The organism is Hoeflea sp. AS60, from assembly GCF_038900115.1.
Classification (GTDB): Bacteria; Pseudomonadota; Alphaproteobacteria; order Rhizobiales; family Rhizobiaceae; genus Hoeflea.
Window position 1 is genome coordinate 400,808 of record NZ_JBBMQP010000002.1, and the last position, 14,638, is coordinate 415,445.

General features: G+C 60.4%; 15 protein-coding genes. 8 read left to right on the forward strand and 7 right to left on the reverse strand.

All coding sequences use genetic code 11. The annotated features are described in order from the left end of the window. The first annotated feature begins 17 nt into the window (after nucleotides 1–17). The gene (locus tag WNZ14_RS12185) at nucleotides 18–1,043 is read left to right on the forward strand and encodes an NAD(P)/FAD-dependent oxidoreductase (RefSeq protein WP_342868926.1); all 1,026 of its coding nucleotides are present in this window, start codon (nucleotides 18–20) and stop codon (nucleotides 1,041–1,043) included. Nucleotides 1,044–1,552: 509 nt separating this feature from the next. Here WNZ14_RS12185 and WNZ14_RS12190 read toward each other — a convergent pair. Beyond that, on the reverse strand, nucleotides 1,553–2,170 hold the full coding sequence (locus WNZ14_RS12190) for a DUF922 domain-containing protein (protein ID WP_342868927.1): 618 nt from the start codon (nucleotides 2,168–2,170) through the stop codon (nucleotides 1,553–1,555). Between the two features lie 106 nt (nucleotides 2,171–2,276). Here WNZ14_RS12190 and folP point away from each other — a divergent pair, with 106 nt between their 5' ends. Genes folP through folK form a run of 3 tightly spaced genes read left to right on the forward strand, consistent with a single transcriptional unit; the run spans nucleotide 2,277 to nucleotide 4,024 of the window. Next, nucleotides 2,277–3,155 (forward strand): dihydropteroate synthase, encoded by an 879-nt coding sequence (gene folP, locus WNZ14_RS12195; protein WP_342868928.1) that lies wholly within the window; start codon nucleotides 2,277–2,279, stop codon nucleotides 3,153–3,155. Beyond that, nucleotides 3,148–3,516 carry a dihydroneopterin aldolase gene (folB, locus tag WNZ14_RS12200; RefSeq protein WP_342868929.1) on the forward strand — a complete coding sequence of 123 codons (369 nt, stop codon included), beginning with the start codon at nucleotides 3,148–3,150 and terminating at the stop codon, nucleotides 3,514–3,516. The genes folP and folB overlap by 8 nt, the downstream gene beginning before the upstream one ends. Then, nucleotides 3,509–4,024: a 2-amino-4-hydroxy-6-hydroxymethyldihydropteridine diphosphokinase gene (gene folK / locus WNZ14_RS12205; RefSeq protein ID WP_342868930.1), complete on the forward strand. Its 516-nt coding sequence runs from the start codon at nucleotides 3,509–3,511 to the stop codon at nucleotides 4,022–4,024. Before folB ends, folK begins: the two co-directional genes overlap by 8 nt. Before the next feature lie 22 nt (nucleotides 4,025–4,046). Here the strand turns inward: folK and WNZ14_RS12210 are convergent, their stop codons facing one another. The 4 genes from WNZ14_RS12210 to WNZ14_RS12225 form a co-directional block, all read right to left on the reverse strand. Next, a complete protein-coding gene (locus WNZ14_RS12210; RefSeq protein WP_342868931.1) occupies nucleotides 4,047–4,586 on the reverse strand; it encodes a hypothetical protein in 540 nt (179 codons plus the stop codon). A gap of 97 nt (nucleotides 4,587–4,683) precedes the next feature. Next, on the reverse strand, nucleotides 4,684–5,793 hold the full coding sequence (locus WNZ14_RS12215) for a TIGR01620 family protein (RefSeq protein ID WP_342868932.1): 1,110 nt from the start codon (nucleotides 5,791–5,793) through the stop codon (nucleotides 4,684–4,686). Next, complete coding sequence (locus WNZ14_RS12220) at nucleotides 5,790–7,262, reverse strand: YcjX family protein (RefSeq protein WP_342868933.1); 1,473 nt, start codon at nucleotides 7,260–7,262, stop codon at nucleotides 5,790–5,792. Before WNZ14_RS12220 ends, WNZ14_RS12215 begins: the two co-directional genes overlap by 4 nt. 111 nt (nucleotides 7,263–7,373) lie before the next feature. Beyond that, nucleotides 7,374–7,883 carry a histidine phosphatase family protein gene (locus WNZ14_RS12225; protein ID WP_342868934.1) on the reverse strand — a complete coding sequence of 170 codons (510 nt, stop codon included), beginning with the start codon at nucleotides 7,881–7,883 and terminating at the stop codon, nucleotides 7,374–7,376. 317 nt (nucleotides 7,884–8,200) lie between these two features. On the opposite strand from WNZ14_RS12225, the gene dksA reads away from it, so the two are divergent. Next, on the forward strand, nucleotides 8,201–8,620 hold the full coding sequence (dksA, locus tag WNZ14_RS12230; RefSeq protein ID WP_342868935.1) for an RNA polymerase-binding protein DksA: 420 nt from the start codon (nucleotides 8,201–8,203) through the stop codon (nucleotides 8,618–8,620). Between the two features lie 110 nt (nucleotides 8,621–8,730). On the opposite strand, the gene WNZ14_RS12235 is transcribed toward dksA, so the two are convergent. Further along, nucleotides 8,731–9,912, reverse strand: coding sequence for a hypothetical protein (locus tag WNZ14_RS12235; RefSeq protein WP_342868936.1), 1,182 nt, complete (start codon nucleotides 9,910–9,912; stop codon nucleotides 8,731–8,733). Between the two features lie 309 nt (nucleotides 9,913–10,221). On the opposite strand from WNZ14_RS12235, the gene WNZ14_RS12240 reads away from it, so the two are divergent. The 3 genes from WNZ14_RS12240 to WNZ14_RS12250 all read left to right on the forward strand — a co-directional run bounded on the left by WNZ14_RS12240 (nucleotide 10,222) and on the right by WNZ14_RS12250 (nucleotide 14,299). Beyond that, nucleotides 10,222–12,828 carry an ATP-binding protein gene (locus WNZ14_RS12240; RefSeq protein WP_342868937.1) on the forward strand — a complete coding sequence of 869 codons (2,607 nt, stop codon included), beginning with the start codon at nucleotides 10,222–10,224 and terminating at the stop codon, nucleotides 12,826–12,828. Between the two features lie 123 nt (nucleotides 12,829–12,951). Further along, on the forward strand, nucleotides 12,952–13,599 hold the full coding sequence (locus tag WNZ14_RS12245) for an OmpA family protein (RefSeq protein ID WP_342868938.1): 648 nt from the start codon (nucleotides 12,952–12,954) through the stop codon (nucleotides 13,597–13,599). A gap of 133 nt (nucleotides 13,600–13,732) precedes the next feature. Next, nucleotides 13,733–14,299 carry a hypothetical protein gene (locus WNZ14_RS12250; RefSeq protein WP_342868939.1) on the forward strand — a complete coding sequence of 189 codons (567 nt, stop codon included), beginning with the start codon at nucleotides 13,733–13,735 and terminating at the stop codon, nucleotides 14,297–14,299. A gap of 105 nt (nucleotides 14,300–14,404) precedes the next feature. Here WNZ14_RS12250 and WNZ14_RS12255 read toward each other — a convergent pair whose 3' ends face one another. Continuing rightward, nucleotides 14,405–14,638, reverse strand: a complete 234-nt coding sequence (locus WNZ14_RS12255; protein ID WP_342868940.1) for a BrnA antitoxin family protein — start codon at nucleotides 14,636–14,638, stop codon at nucleotides 14,405–14,407.

Below are 14,638 nucleotides of genomic sequence, written 5' to 3' on the forward strand. Positions count from 1 at the left end.
TATACCGGATGCATTCCATGTCTACCCCGATTGAAACCGATGTCGTGATTATTGGCGCCGGGCCGGTTGGCCTGTTCGCCGTGTTTGAACTTGGCCTGTATGACCTCAAGTGCCACCTGATTGATATTCTCGATCGTCCCGGCGGCCAGTGCGCCGAGCTCTACCCGGAAAAGCCGATCTACGACATTCCGGCCTGGCCGGAAATTTCAGGCCAGGCGCTGACCGACCGTTTGATGGAGCAGATCGCGCCGTTTTCGCCGCAGTTCCATTTCAACCGCATGGTCCAGGGCTTCCGCAAGCTGGAGAACGGCCGGTTTGAAGTCGAGACCGACGAGGGCGAGCTGTTTCATGCCCATGCCGTCGTGGTCGCTGCAGGTGGCGGATCATTCCAGCCCAAGCGGCCGCCGGTCCCCGGCATTGAGGCCTATGAGGCAAAGAGCGTGTTTTACTCCGTGCGGCGCATGGAAGAATTCCGCGACAAGGACCTGCTGATTGTCGGCGGCGGCGATTCAGCGCTTGACTGGACGCTCAATCTTCAGCCGGTGGCGAAATCGGTCACGCTGGTGCATCGCCGGCCTGATTTCCGCGCGGCTCCAGACAGTGTCAACAAGATGTTTGCCATGCGCGAAGAGGGCAAGATTGACTTCCAGGTCGGGCAGGTGACAGGGCTGAAGGGCACCGACGGCCAGCTCGAGGCTGCGACCATCAAGGGTCCGGACGGCGAAGTCGAGGTCGCCTGCAACCGCATGCTGCCGTTCTTCGGCCTGACGATGAAGCTCGGCCCGATCGCCGACTGGGGCCTCAATCAGCACGAAAACCTGATCAAGGTCGATACCGAGAAATTCGAAACCAGCATTCCCGGCGTGTTCGCCATCGGTGACATCAACTGGTATCCGGGTAAGCTCAAGCTTATCCTGTCGGGCTTCCATGAAGCAGCCCTGATGACCCAGGCCGTCAAGCGGCTGGCGCATCCGGGCGAGAAGATGGTGTTCCAGTACACCACGTCGTCGACCAGCCTGCAGAAGAAGCTCGGCGTCCAGTAGACGCGGCTTCGGCCTCTCGTCCTCTCCAGATAGCAGCCAAAAAAAGCCTCGCTTTCCCGTGAAGGGAAAACGAGGCTAATGGGCGCTTCGGTATCAAACCTGACGAGGGAGGACCGCCAGGTGGCTTCCATGCGCCGGGGAACCCGAATCAATTGCTTAAAACTGCCCCTTAAGTCAGAGCTTACCTAATGTAGCTTGAGCGAATATTGCCATTAATGCCGGGTGGAAACTTGGGGTGTGCACTATTGCTGCAGTTTATCTGAGGTTCTATTTGGCCGCACAGCGGAAATATTGGAATTTTCCGCAGCCGAGCGACGGTAAGGCGATCAAGGTTGCTGCTGTTGTTTTGAGGGGCAAGATCAGAGGCGCGGGTTTCATTCTTGCCGCAGAGGCCCAAGCCGAATTGAGGGCTTTGAAGTGGCGACTCTCATTGTCCCCGTTTGCCATGCAGCTTTCAGCTGGCCATGAGGACAGTAGTAATAGAGGCACGCAGTCAATTGAATGCGGGATCAGCTGCGGCCGTTGAGTTTTTCCACCTTGAAGCGCAGCATTCTGCGCATGCGGCGTTCGAAGCTTGCTGCTTCGGCCCGGTCGAACCTTTGCTGGTCGGCGGAGTGCTTCTCTATGATTGACTTGCTGGTCTCCGCGACGCGGGCTTCCATCCGTTCGCAAGTGCTCTGTGGATAAAGCGATTCGAGCGCCTGTTCGAGCTTGCGGGCCCATTGCCGGGCAATCTCGGCATGGCGTTCTTCATGACGCTTGATGTCGGAATACAGTGTGTCCCAGACCAGCACCGTTTCCCTGTTGGCCCGGTTGCGGTCTTTCCAGCGCGGCAGGGTCAACTGGGTCTCCAGCGTGACTTTGGCGTCGAGCACCCTGCATCTCCGATCGGCTTTCTGATAGTCAACCGATCCGCCGAGCTTGATCTTGGTGGCGCCGGGATGGCGGGCGCCGGTTTCTGCCAGCAGCGGGCCGTGCTTTGACAATTCGCGCTCGAGATCGGCTCCGGTCAGTCCGCTGATGGTGAAATAGGAATAGGTCTTCTTGATCTCCGGGGCCGATGCGACCGTAACCGCTGATGCACACAGCAACGTCAGGGCCGTGACGGCGAGGCGTAGGCTGTGCATGGAGAACTCCCGGTGAGAAACACTTCCACCGAACTTGCGCCATGGAGCCGGGTCATGCAACAGGAACCGGCAGCCATATTGCCACAGTTCACGGGATAAAAGCCTCATGCAGTTGCCGCCCGACAGCGTCTTTCATCCAAGAACCCTGCGGCTTGGCCGTGGCAGGGCGATGGAACTTGGCCCGCGTTCACGGCTGATGGGCATTCTCAACGTGACGCCGGATTCGTTTTCCGATGGCGGGCTTCATGTCGATGCGTCGAGCGCCGTTGACGCCGCACTGCAAATGATCGGCGAGGGCGCCGACATTATCGATATCGGCGGTGAGTCGACACGGCCCGGGGCCGATCCGGTGAGCGCGCTCGAGGAGCAGCGCCGGATCATGCCGGTGATCGAGGCGCTGGGCGGGCGTGAGGATGTGCTGATCTCGGTTGATACTTGGCGGGCTCAAACGGCGCGGCTGGCGCTGGCAGCCGGCGCGCACCTGATCAACGATGTCTGGGGGCTGCAGCGCGAGCCGGAAATGGCGCGGGTTGCTGCGGACGCCGGCGCTGCGGTTGCCATCATGCATACGGGCCGCGAGCGCGAGCGCCTGCCGGATCTGGTACAGGACCAGTTTCACTGGTTTGCCGCTTCGCTGGAGTTGGCCCGGCAGGCTGGTATCAAGGACGACCAGATCGTGCTTGATCCGGGATTTGGCTTTGCCAAGGATGCGGACGACAATCTCGACCTGATGGCCCGGTTTGCCGAATTGCACGGCCTGGCGCTGCCCTTGCTGGCGGGCACCTCGCGCAAACGGTTTCTCGGTGGCTTGACAGGACGTGACGCATCTGACCGGGACGTGGCAACGGTAGCGACCAGCGTTGCGCTGAGGCTCGCCGGGGCTGCGATGTTTCGGGTCCACAATGTCGCTTTCAACAAGGACGGGCTTGCGGTTGCTGACGCTATGGTTCAAAGCAGCCGCAAAAGGGAGCCTGGCCATGGCTGACAGCTATACAATCCGCCTTGCCAATTGCGCGTTCTTCGCCCGCCATGGCGTGCATGACGAGGAAGAATTCCTCGGCCAGCGCTTCTTTGTCGATGCCGAGCTTGAGGTCGATCCCGGTGACGCGCTTCAAACCGACGACATCGAAGGCACGGTTCATTACGGCATTGCATTCAAGGTGATCGAGGACATTGTCATGGGCAAGCGTCGCTACCTGATCGAAGCGCTGGCGATGGACATCGCCAAGGCGCTGACGGACCGGTTTTCGCAGATCCGCCTGGCGCGCATCACCGTGCGCAAACCGAGTGCTGCTGTGCCCGGTATTCTTGATCATGTCGAAGTGATGGTCGAACACCGTGCCTGATCGCAAGACCGACATCGCCGCGATCGGGCTGGGCGGCAATATCGGCAATCCGCGCAGAACGATGGCGCGGGCCTTGAAGCTCCTGGATGCGCGCGACGATATCACCATCCGCACAGTGTCGCGGCTCTACCGGACGCCGCCGTGGGGCAAGACGGACCAGGAATGGTTTCACAATGCCTGCGCGCTGGTGGAAACCACGCTCGATCCGCATGAGCTCTTGAAAGTCTGCCTGGATATCGAATTGCAGCTCGACCGGGTGCGCACCGACCGGTGGGGGCCCAGAACGATCGATCTCGATGTGCTGCTGCACGGCGACTTCCTGTCTGACCACGCCGACCTGACGGTGCCGCATCCGCGCATGACCGAGCGGGCCTTCGTGATGGTGCCGCTGGCAGACATCGCGCCTCAGGCTGTGGTCAATCTGCAAAGTATCGCGGACTGGTCGAGCGAAGTGGATTCGGAAGGTATCGAAACGCTGAGCCGTTCCGGCGACTGGTGGCAGGCCTAGGATTAAACCGGGCTGCTTGAGCTCAGCGCAACGCGCCGGTGGTGATCTTCTGGGCGCCGCGCTTGAGCGTCATGCCGATGACCGGGACCATTTCCTTGCCGACCTTGACAGAAATCGTCACGTTCATGGTTTCCTCGTCGTGGAGGCGAGCAATCATGGCGCCATCAAGCGTCTTGCGGTTGATGGCCATCACGGCGCGGTCGCCTGTGATCTTGCCCGAGACGATGTCGAGGCCGTCGCCGGCCGAGCCGTCAAGGAAGCGACCGGTATAGGTCTTGCCCTTGCGGGTGATCAGGGCCGACATTTTCTGGTTGAAGACGCCGACACGGCAGGTGCCGTCAAGCGAAATGCCGACGGCAATGCCCTCGACGGAATCACCGATGAGATTGCAGACGAATTTCGTGCCCTTGTATTTGCCGGCAACGATTTCGCCGGGGCCCTTCCAGGTGCCAGCCACAGATTCGAAGAACACAGTGTCCTTGTCGCGCGACAGTGCAGGGGAGGCTGAGAGAAGGGCAGTTGCCGCAAGACAAAGCGGAATGATGCGAAACTTGGAGAACATGGTCACACCTGTTGCGGCTGGAAACGAAATCTGAAAATGACCCAGAATGGTTAATGGATCGTAATCAGCGCCGATATATCCACATTTTCAGCGGATTTCATAGCCCGTCGGTGGGTTTTCCAGTCTTAGCCGACTTGCCGGCAAAGTTGGCGATGTCTGACATGAAGTCGCCGATGCCGGGTCGTTTGAGCGCCTTGAACGGCATCGGGCGGCACAGATCCATCGCGGAAATACCAATGCGGGCGGTCATCAGCCCGTTGATCACGCCTTCGCCAAGTCGTGCGGAGAGCTTGGCCGCAACCCCGTGGCCGACCACCTGCTGGATCAGGCTGTCGCCTGCGGCGATGGCGCCGGTGACGGCCAGATGGGCAATGACATCGCGAAACAGGCGGAACATTCCGATGGTGCCGGGCCGTCCGCCATAGAGTTCCGCCAGGGCGCGGATCAGGCGGATGGCTTCATAGCCGACATAGGCAAGGTCGACAAAGGCGCGCGGGCTGACGGCGGTGACAACCGAGACGCGCTTGGCCGCATTGGCGGTCAGAAGCCGCGCCTGGCGGTCAAGCGGGGCCATCAGTTCGCGTTCGGCAAAGGCCAGATAATGCGGTCCGTCGATGATCTCGTCATCGAGTGACTTGAGGCTCTTGCGTCCGCGCGCCGAAAGCGGGTTGACGGCGATGAGGCTGGAGACCTCTGCGGTGAGGGCACGTGCTTCCTTGGCCGTCGCTGACATGGCTATGGCTGCGATGCCTTCACGCAAATGCGCCACTTTGGCCAGGCGGCGGATGCCGAGGATTTCCTTGATCACAAGGGCTAGCAGCGCCAATGCCGCGATTGCTGCGACGATTGTGGCAGCCCAGCCAAGCCAGGGTATGCGCTCGAACAGGCTGCGGATCAGCGTGTCGGTCCAGATGCCCACCGCCAGGGCGAGGAGGAAGCCGAGGCTCGCTGTGAGCACCTTGCCTGCGGTCAGACGCCGGGGCCGAGATGTTGCCGGCGGCGGCGTCAGTGCCTCGAGTTCTTCCTGCCGAGACAGGAACGGGTCATCTTCTTCCATCGTCATCGAGACGGTAACAGGCATGGCGGCGGGCTTGCGCGCTGGTTTGGTCTGCTGGCCCGGTGCTTCGGGCTTTGCCTTTGTTGCAGGATCGTCAACAGTGAAAGAGCGTGGCTTGCGGATGGGCGATGAGGCATCTTTTTCGGTCATGCCAGGCGGTCTCCCAGAAGATATTGCATGGCCCGGTCGAGGCGAATGTGGGGCAGTGAAAGCTTGATGCCGCTGTCGCTCTCCTCGATCAGGGGCGGGCGGAAGCGGACGATGTTGAGCTCCGGCAAAAGCGGTTGCGACGATGAATCAACTGCCTTGAAGAATGAATCCGGATTCGTCGGCAAGTCCCCGGGAAATATGGCTGTTTTACGGTTGCCATCAAAAAGTTCGCCGGCGATGCGTTCGCCCTCCAACGGAGTGCCGACGATAACCGGAAGCTCCTCGCCATCCTGCCTCACGGTGGCTTCACGGGTGGCCCTCACTGCAGCCAGCGCCAGCACTTCAATATTGGCGCCAGATGAGCCGATATTGCTCGAGGCGCGTTCGACAATGCGCCGCGCAATGGCCTCGAGCCGGTCGTGGCTTTCATGGTGCAGGTGATCGGCCTTTGTGGCGGCGATCAGCACCTTGTCGATGCGCCGCGAAACCAGGCTGGTGAGAAGGCTGCCGCTTCCCGGACGGAAACAGGAGAGCACGTCAGAGAGCGCGCGTTCGAGATCGATGACCGCTTCGCGGCCGGCGTTCATCGCCTGCATCGCATCAATGAGCACGATCTGGCGGTCGAGGCGGGCGACATGCTCGCGAAAGAAGGGTTTGACCACGACCGACTTGTAGCTCTCGAACCGCCGCTCCATCATCGCCATCAGCGAGCCTTTGGGCGCAGATGTGTCAGGCAGGTTGGGCAGTGGCGCGAAGGTGAGCGCTGGTGATCCGTCGAGATCTCCGGGCATCAGGAAGCGACCCGGGGGAAGGGTGGAGAGGGCGCGTTCATCCTTCTTGCAGGCTCTGAGGTAATCGGTGAACAGCCGCGCCAGATCGCGCGCATCGGCTTCATCGGCCGGTTTGAGCGGATCAATGGAATTGGCTTTTTCGAGCCAAGGTGCTGCCAGATCGGCGCGGACGGGGGATCGGGCGAGCGAGGCGGCGTTGAGCGAGAAGGCCGCAAAGTCCTGGCCGAGCAACGGCAGGTCGAGCAGCCATTCGCCGGGATAATCAACGATATCAAGGCATAGCCTGCCGCCTGAGAAGAAGCGGTTCCAGCCGCTGGCCGATTCATACTCGATAACCAGCCGCAGCTCTGAAATGGCGCGCGTCGAGTCCGGCCAGATGCGCTCGCTGATCATTTTGGCTGCATGATCCTCGTATTGAAACCGGGGCACAGCATCATCAGGCTGGGGTTCGAGAAAAGAACGCGCAAGCCTGCCAGAATGGGCGGCTTCGAACATCGGCAAGCGGCCGCCATGCAAGAGGTTATGGATCAGGGAGGTGATGAACACCGTCTTCCCGGCGCGCGACAGCCCGGTGACGCCCAGCCGCAAGGTGGGCTGGATCAGATTGCTGGCACGGTCGGTCAGCGTGTCGAAGGCGATTAAGGCCTCATCGGTGAATGTGGTGATTGACGATGACACGTTGAGATCCGCTCCGAATTGCTTCTAACGATATAGGAGAACGCCGGAACGATTAAAAGCGGGCGAGGGAAATGCAGTGCCGGCGAAAGTCTTTGGCCGCCGGCGTTGAGTTCAAGCGTCAACGGGTGAAAGGAGGCTCGTGAACCTTGCGCCGCCATTGACAACGCTGTCGCCGCGCTGGTCGGAATCAAGGATCAGCAGGCCCGCAGTCGGGAAGCCAAAGCCAAGTGCGGCTTCATAGGTTGCCGGGTCATTTTGCAGCAAGGCCTGGGCGGTGTCTTCGAGCATCGGATTGTGCCCGATGATCATGATCGACTGGACGGCTTCGTCGCGCACGGATCCGATCAGATCGAGATAGACGTCATGGCTCGCGGCATAGAGCGCGTCGCGGTATTCAATCTTCGGTCTGATGCTGGTGCGTGTTCGCACGATTTCGAGGGTTTCCAGACACCGACGAGCGGGGGAACAGTAAACCAGGTCCGGTTCAAACCCGTTGACCGATATGGTTGCTGCAAGCCGGGCGGCTTCCTCGCGACCCGGTTCGTCAAGTGGCCGGTCGAAATCGCGCACGCCGGGCAGGGCCCATGCGGCATGGGCATGGCGGATCAGAAAAATACGCAAGCTTGGGTGCGATACAGGGTTCATTTTCTGAATGTAGCTATTTGCGGCCGCGCTTCAATTCACCAAAAGCACAAAGTGCACTGCAATAAAAAATCGCTTTTGCGAGTGGTCCGCCTTGTGCATCGCGTCAGAAATCCGTTTTTGGACGTATTGGTTTGCAAGAGCTGCCTGTTTCAGTCGAAAAAGCCTGTATTTTTCAAATTACTAAAATGATTCAACAGTTCACTGAAATCGCACTGGTCGGACACTTTACCGCTTGTACGGTTGCCCCCGTCTGGCTATACAGCCCCCGAATTGGCTTAGCCGGGAGAATCGTGATGAGTGAAGACTTCGATTTTTCCTCTTATGTGCCCTCTGAAAACGAGGATTTCATGAACGCCAAGCAGAAGGCCTATTTCAGGTCCAAGCTGATTGACTGGCGCAATGATATCCTGAAAGAGGCTCGCGAGACGCTTGACCATCTCGCGGAGGAAAGTGCCAACCACCCAGATGTGGCCGACCGCGCATCTTCTGAAACTGACCGCGCAATCGAATTGCGCGCCCGTGACCGTCAACGCAAGCTGATCGGCAAGATCGATGCGGCGCTGGGACGAATTGATGACGGCACCTATGGATATTGCGAAGAGACCGGCGAGCCGATCAGCCTGAAGCGGCTGGATGCACGGCCGATCGCGACCTTGTCGATCGAGGCGCAGGAGCGGCACGAGCGGCGCGAGAAGGTCTACCGGGACGAATAGGCTTTGCCTGATGATGCAGCGCTTGCAAGTTAGGGCCTGACACATCCAGAATATAAAAAGCCGGCCTTGCAAGGCCGGCTTTTTCATTTTCCGTAAACTGGCGGAGACCTTCAGGGTCTGCGCGAGAGATCCCCGAGCAGTTTTTCCATCTCAGCCTCAAGTGAATCGCGCGATGGCTGCGGCTCGGGCGCAACTTCCGGCGCTTCCAGACGATCAGCTTCGTCATCGTCGAGCTGGTGCTCGTTGTACTGAGCAGTGATGAAACTGCTCCGGGGAGGTTCGATTTTCAGATCCTGCGACAGTTCCTCGGCAAGTACGGTTTCGAAATCGGAAGATGCTGGTGCCACCGGTGTCGCGGGCTCGGCAGCCGGCGCAAATGACCGTGGGGCTGGCGAGGCAGGCTCGTTGGCTACCGGATCAGCCGTCAGTTCATCAAAGGCGCTCTCATCAAAGCTTGGTTCTTCGAAAACCCGTGTCCTGACATTTTCAAGAACGTCGGCGGCTTCTGCCTGGGCGGGATCAGCCGGAGTGGTGGCTGCGGGAGCCCTGGGTGATGATACCGCAGTGGGGGCGTTCTGTGGTGGTGCGGGCCTTGTCGGAGCGACAGGAGCCGGAGCCATCTGGGCAGGCCGCGCGGGTGCGACCGTCAAATCATCAAAATCGGCTTCGTCGAAGCTCGGCTCTTCGAACACCCTTGTCCTGACTGTCTCAAGCAGATCGGCGGCTTCGGTGCGGATGGAGCTTGCCGCACCGGCGGTCGCGGCGGTTGCCGCCATTGCAGGTGCGGAAACTGAAGGCTGCTGGCGGGTGCCCGGTTGCGGCGCGACCTCTGGCCGTCTTGCTGGGCTGTCGAGCGATGGGGCGACAGGCTGGGCCTGCGCCGGGCTGCGCGGTTGCTGGGGGGCGGACGGACGCGCGGCGGCGGGCGAGGCTACTCTTGGCTCTCGCTGGGGCGTTGGCGATGGTGCAGCGTGGTCGGCTGGCTGGGGAGCCCGGCCATGATCGCCGTGCTGGATGCGGCTTTCGATGACGATATCGGTCGGTCCGCCGATCATGACAAGATGCTCGACGTCATCGCGGCGGATCAGCACCAGCCGGCGACGGGTGTCGACGGCGGTCGCGTCCAGAACCGCAAGCCGCGGCAAGCGGTTCTTGCCGCCGCGAATAAAGGTCGATGCCGCACGATTGCGGATGAGCCAGAAGACTCCGACAAGCGCCAGAAGCGCCACTGCGACGATGATGATGGCGGTCAACAATGTTGCACCCTGGCCGCCCAAGAGATTATCCGGCATCCAGTGTCCTCCGGTTTCATTCGATACAAGTCGATATTAAAGTGGCGTCTTGCCGGATTTGATCGTTAGCAGGCTTCATTTGACGTTTTTCCGCCGCGTCCACAAGCCGTGGAAGGCGTAATTCCCATGAGATAATGACTCTATGGCGAGGATATGATCTTCGTGCGGAAATCTTTTGGGCGCGTCCGGTGTGTCGGTTTTCCCTGCAAACTCGGTAGCTAAACTGGCGGCAGCGGTGTTTGGGCTTCCCATCAGCGGCGGAATGTGATTCAAACCGGACGGATCCGTTGCGGGGCGAAAGAGCGATTCATGACCGAGACGACACCAGCGGCGGCAAACCCGGCAGCGCTTGTAGACAGAAGCGCAAAATCACGCTCGGTGTCGAGGCTGATTTTCCTCGCTGTCGTGATGATCGGCGCGTCGATCGTGTTCTTTCTGTTCAAGGACAGGCTCAACAGTCAATTGATGCTCGGCATTCTCGGTGTGCTGGCGGTGGTCGGGATCTTCTTCCTTGTCTCCACTGTAATCGGCTTTGTCGACATCATGCCGAAGACGACCGCTGATCCGCTAGCCCGTGCCTTTATCGATACCCATCCCGAAGGCACGCTCGTAACCGACGAGAAGGGCCGGGTGATCTACGCCAACCACGCCTATGGACGTCTGACCGGATCGACCAGTGCCGCTGACGTGCAATCGATCGAGGCGATCCTGTCGCGCCACCGCGAATCCGCTGAAGCGGTCTACCGGCTGACCAACCAGATGCGCGAAGGAAAGGGCGGCCAGGAAGAATTCCGCATGACCCAGCCGCTGGGCAGCGCGCAGGACAGCACCGAAGCAGGGCACTGGTACCGGTTGCGCGGCCGCCCGATCGTTTCAGGCGACAAGGGCGCCCAGCTGATGGCCTGGCAATTGTCCGACATCAGCCATGAACGCACCGAACAGGAAATGGTGTTCAAGGAACTGCAGAACGCCATCAATTATCTCGATCATGCGCCGGTCGGCTTTTTCTCGGCCGGTCGTGACGGCGATATCGTATACGTTAACGCAACGCTCGCCGACTGGCTTGGGATGGACCTGACGTCGTTCCTGCCTGGCAAGGTGATGCTGCGCGATCTGGTTGCCGGCGCAGGCATGGCGCTGGTGGAATCGGTGCAGGCCGAGCCGGGCCTCAACCGCACGGCCCAGCTCGATCTTGATCTGTTGAAATCCAACGGCCAGAGCCTGCCGGTGCGACTGGTGCACCGGGTCAGCGCCACACGCGACGGCTCGCCTGGCGAAAGCCGCACCATTGTCATCAGCCGGGAAGACGGCGGCTCGGGCGTCCAAGACGCCGCGAGCGCTGAAATGCGGTTCACCCGGTTCTTCAACAACACGCCGATGGCCATTGCCTCTGTGGACGGGAACGGCAAGATCCTGCGCACCAACGGGCCATTCCTGAAGATGTTCAATGGTCTGGTGACGCGTGACGACATGGAACGCGGATCGCTGTTTGAAACCGTGCTGCGCGAGGATGACCGCAAGGGCTTTCAGGATGCGCTGAGGCAGGCAGCGGACAAGCAGGGCGATATCTCGCCGATCGACAGCCGCCGCGCCGACGATGAGGAGCGGCATTTCCGCTTTTACGTCAATGCCGTGATCGAACATTCGGAAGAGGCGCCCGAGGAAACAGCGATCATCTATGCGGTGGAGACCACCGAGCAGAAGGCGCTGGAAGCGCAGATGGCGCAGACCCAGAAGATGAATGCGGTCGGCACGCTCGCCGGCGGTATCGCGCACGACTTCAACAATGTTCTGACCGCCATCCTGCTGTCAGCCGATCACCTTCTGATGTCGCTCAGGCCAGCCGATTCCAGTTTTGCCGATCTCATCGAGATCAAGCGCAATGCCAACCGGGCCGCCGTGCTGGTGCGCCAGCTGCTGGCGTTCTCGCGCAAGCAGACGATGCGGCCCACCGTGCTGTCGATGACCGATGTGATCGGTGATCTGAGGATGCTGGTCGACCGTCTGATCGGGACCAACGTCAAGCTCGAGCTCGAATTCGGCCGCGATCTGTGGCCGGTGAAGACCGATCTGGGCCAGTTCGAGCAGGTGCTGATCAATCTCGCGGTCAATGCCAGGGACGCCATGCCGGAAGGCGGCACGATTACCGTCAGGACCCGCAATGTCGAGGCGGACGAGGTCGAACGGCTCAATCACCGGGGCATGGAAGTGGGCGATTATGTGCTCATCGAACTTGCGGACGCAGGCACAGGGATCCCGCCCGAAGTGATGGAAAAGATCTTCGAGCCGTTCTTCACCACAAAGGATGTCGGCAAGGGCACCGGGCTTGGCCTGTCGATGGTTTACGGCATCGTCAAGCAGTCGGGCGGCTATATCTATCCGGAATCAGAAGTCGGCAAAGGCACCACATTCCGCATCTACCTGCCACGTCATGTCGAGGATGAGGCCGAGAAGGCTGTTGCTGCGGCCGAAGCCGCAGCTGCGCTTGAGGCGGGCACAGCCAGACAGGCAAAGATTGCCGCTGAGGGGCCGGAAGATCTTACCGGCGGTTCCGCGGTGGTGCTGCTTGTGGAAGACGAGGAAGCGGTGCGCCGGGGCGGCAAGCGCATGCTCGAGGCGCGCGGCTATGAAGTGCATGAGGCAGGCACAGGCGTGGAAGCGCTGGAGGTGCTGGCCGAACTCGATGGCAAGGTCGACATCGTGGTCTCCGACGTGGTGATGCCGGAGATGGACGGGCCGACGCTGCTCGTCGAGCTGCGCAAGGACTATCCCGACATGAAGTTCATCTTCGTCTCGGGCTATGCCGAGGACGCGTTTGCGAAGAACCTGCCCGCCGACGCCAAGTTCGGCTTTCTGGCAAAGCCGTTCTCGCTCAAGCAGCTGGCGACCTCGGTGCGTGAGATGCTGGACGAATAGGTCTGTTCATGCCGCCGGTGGTGGCGCGCGGCACAGGGTTAATTTCGCGGTGACGAATTGTTCATCATCCTGCCGCATTTTCGGCTAGACTTCGCATTTCGAGTTTCGCCAAGAGGGGCCATCATGAAATCCAAACTCCTGATCGCGGCGCTGGCTGCCGTCTTCGTATCCGGCTGCACGACCGATCCTTACACGGGCCAGTCCAAGGTCTCCAACCTGGCTGGTGGTGCGGCGCTTGGCGCGCTTGGCGGCGCGGCTCTCGGTACGCTTGCAGGCGGCGACGATCGCAGGAACGCGCTGATCGGCGCTGGCATCGGCGCACTCGCCGGTGGCGCTGTGGGCGGCTACATGGACCAGCAGGAAGCGCAATTGCGCGCCCAACTGCAGGGCACCGGCGTTTCGGTGACGCGCATGGGCGACCGTATCGTGCTCAACATGCCGTCCAACATCACCTTTGACAGCGACCAGGCCGCGGTGAAGCCGGAATTCTACGGCACGCTCAATTCGGTGGCCCTGGTGCTGCAGAAGTTCAACCGGTCGCTTGTTGATGTTGCCGGACACACTGATTCGACCGGATCTGACAGCTACAACCTGACGCTCTCGCAGCAGCGCGCGCAGTCGGTGTCGAGCTACCTGATCTCGCAGGGCAACGACCCGCGCCGGTTCTACACGCAGGGCTTCGGCGAAAGCCGCCCGATCGCCGACAATGGCTCGGATGCCGGTCGCGCCGCCAACCGCCGCGTGGAAATCCAGATCTCGCCGCTGAGCTGATCAGCGACACCAAATCGTTTGAGGCGATATCAGACCCGGCTGCGAAAGTGGCCGGGTCTTTTTTGTTGAAAACATATCAACCTTTTATTGTTATCCGGCGATGGTATTTTTAGATAATCTCAAGGAAACCAGAATGGCACTTGATTTCAATTCTGCCCATAAAGCCTATGCCAATGCAGTGATGACCGCTGAAGCCCACAAGGCATTCGGCAAACGCGGACCATCGGCAGCGGTCGCCAAGAAGGCGAGCTGGAGCTCATCGGTTGCTGCCGACAAGGCGGCGCGCGGCAAGGAGAGCGGCTACGCCAAGTCCTGGAGCACCTACACCGCCGACCGAATCAACGATGCGATTGAAGGCGCGGCAAAATCTGCCATCAAGACCGCCTACAAGGACTGGAAGAAAAACAACAAGGGGAAGAAGAGCTCCGCTCTGGACGTCGATCTTCTTGTTGCCCCTGCGATGCTCGGTCTTGCGGTTGCAGCAAAGAACCAGGCTGTGGCCGGTGGCGAAGGGGGGATTTCCCGTCGTCACCTGCTGACCGGAATGGGCGCATTCGCTGCGGTGACACTGCTTGGGACGACTGCGGCTTTTGCCAAAAACGCTGCCTATATCAGCACGGTGAAACGGGCGTTGCAAAGCTACACAACTTCAAATTCTCCGGCCATTATCCGCGGCGTCGGTGCTGGCATTCGCGGATAGGCCGATGGCACCCAATCACAAGATTGCATGACGCGATCCAAGACCCGGCGGCGAGAGCTGCTGGGTCTTCTTGTTTGCTGCTGGCGGCCGGACTGTCGCTTGTGGTCAGCTATCCAGCCCTGCAGCCTTTCGCAGCGCCGCGTTGATGCGATCCTGCCAGCCGGGGCCGTCTTCCTGGAAATGCTCAAGCACGGCGCGGTCGAGCCTGAGCGAGACCATTTCCTTGCCTTCGGGCACTGTCGCTGGTTTGGGCGCTGCTTCGACCGGCTTGGTGGTTGCTGACTTGAAGGCTGCTTCGGCGCGCTCGAAGGCGCTGCCGGTGCGTCTGGGTGGCTTCAT

Coding starts and splice junctions, on each gene's coding strand:
- WNZ14_RS12240 (WP_342868937.1), top strand. CDS start 10,222: ATGACCGAGACGACACCAGCGGCGGCAAACCCGGCAGCGCTTGTAGAC.
- WNZ14_RS12250 (WP_342868939.1), top strand. CDS start 13,733: ATGGCACTTGATTTCAATTCTGCCCATAAAGCCTATGCCAATGCAGTG.
- WNZ14_RS12235 (WP_342868936.1), bottom strand. CDS start 9,912: ATGCCGGATAATCTCTTGGGCGGCCAGGGTGCAACATTGTTGACCGCC.
- WNZ14_RS12190 (WP_342868927.1), bottom strand. CDS start 2,170: ATGCACAGCCTACGCCTCGCCGTCACGGCCCTGACGTTGCTGTGTGCA.
- folP (WP_342868928.1), top strand. CDS start 2,277: ATGCAGTTGCCGCCCGACAGCGTCTTTCATCCAAGAACCCTGCGGCTT.
- WNZ14_RS12185 (WP_342868926.1), top strand. CDS start 18: ATGTCTACCCCGATTGAAACCGATGTCGTGATTATTGGCGCCGGGCCG.
- folB (WP_342868929.1), top strand. CDS start 3,148: ATGGCTGACAGCTATACAATCCGCCTTGCCAATTGCGCGTTCTTCGCC.
- WNZ14_RS12255 (WP_342868940.1), bottom strand. CDS start 14,638: ATGAAGCCACCCAGACGCACCGGCAGCGCCTTCGAGCGCGCCGAAGCA.
- dksA (WP_342868935.1), top strand. CDS start 8,201: ATGAGTGAAGACTTCGATTTTTCCTCTTATGTGCCCTCTGAAAACGAG.
- WNZ14_RS12210 (WP_342868931.1), bottom strand. CDS start 4,586: ATGTTCTCCAAGTTTCGCATCATTCCGCTTTGTCTTGCGGCAACTGCC.
- WNZ14_RS12245 (WP_342868938.1), top strand. CDS start 12,952: ATGAAATCCAAACTCCTGATCGCGGCGCTGGCTGCCGTCTTCGTATCC.
- WNZ14_RS12215 (WP_342868932.1), bottom strand. CDS start 5,793: ATGACCGAAAAAGATGCCTCATCGCCCATCCGCAAGCCACGCTCTTTC.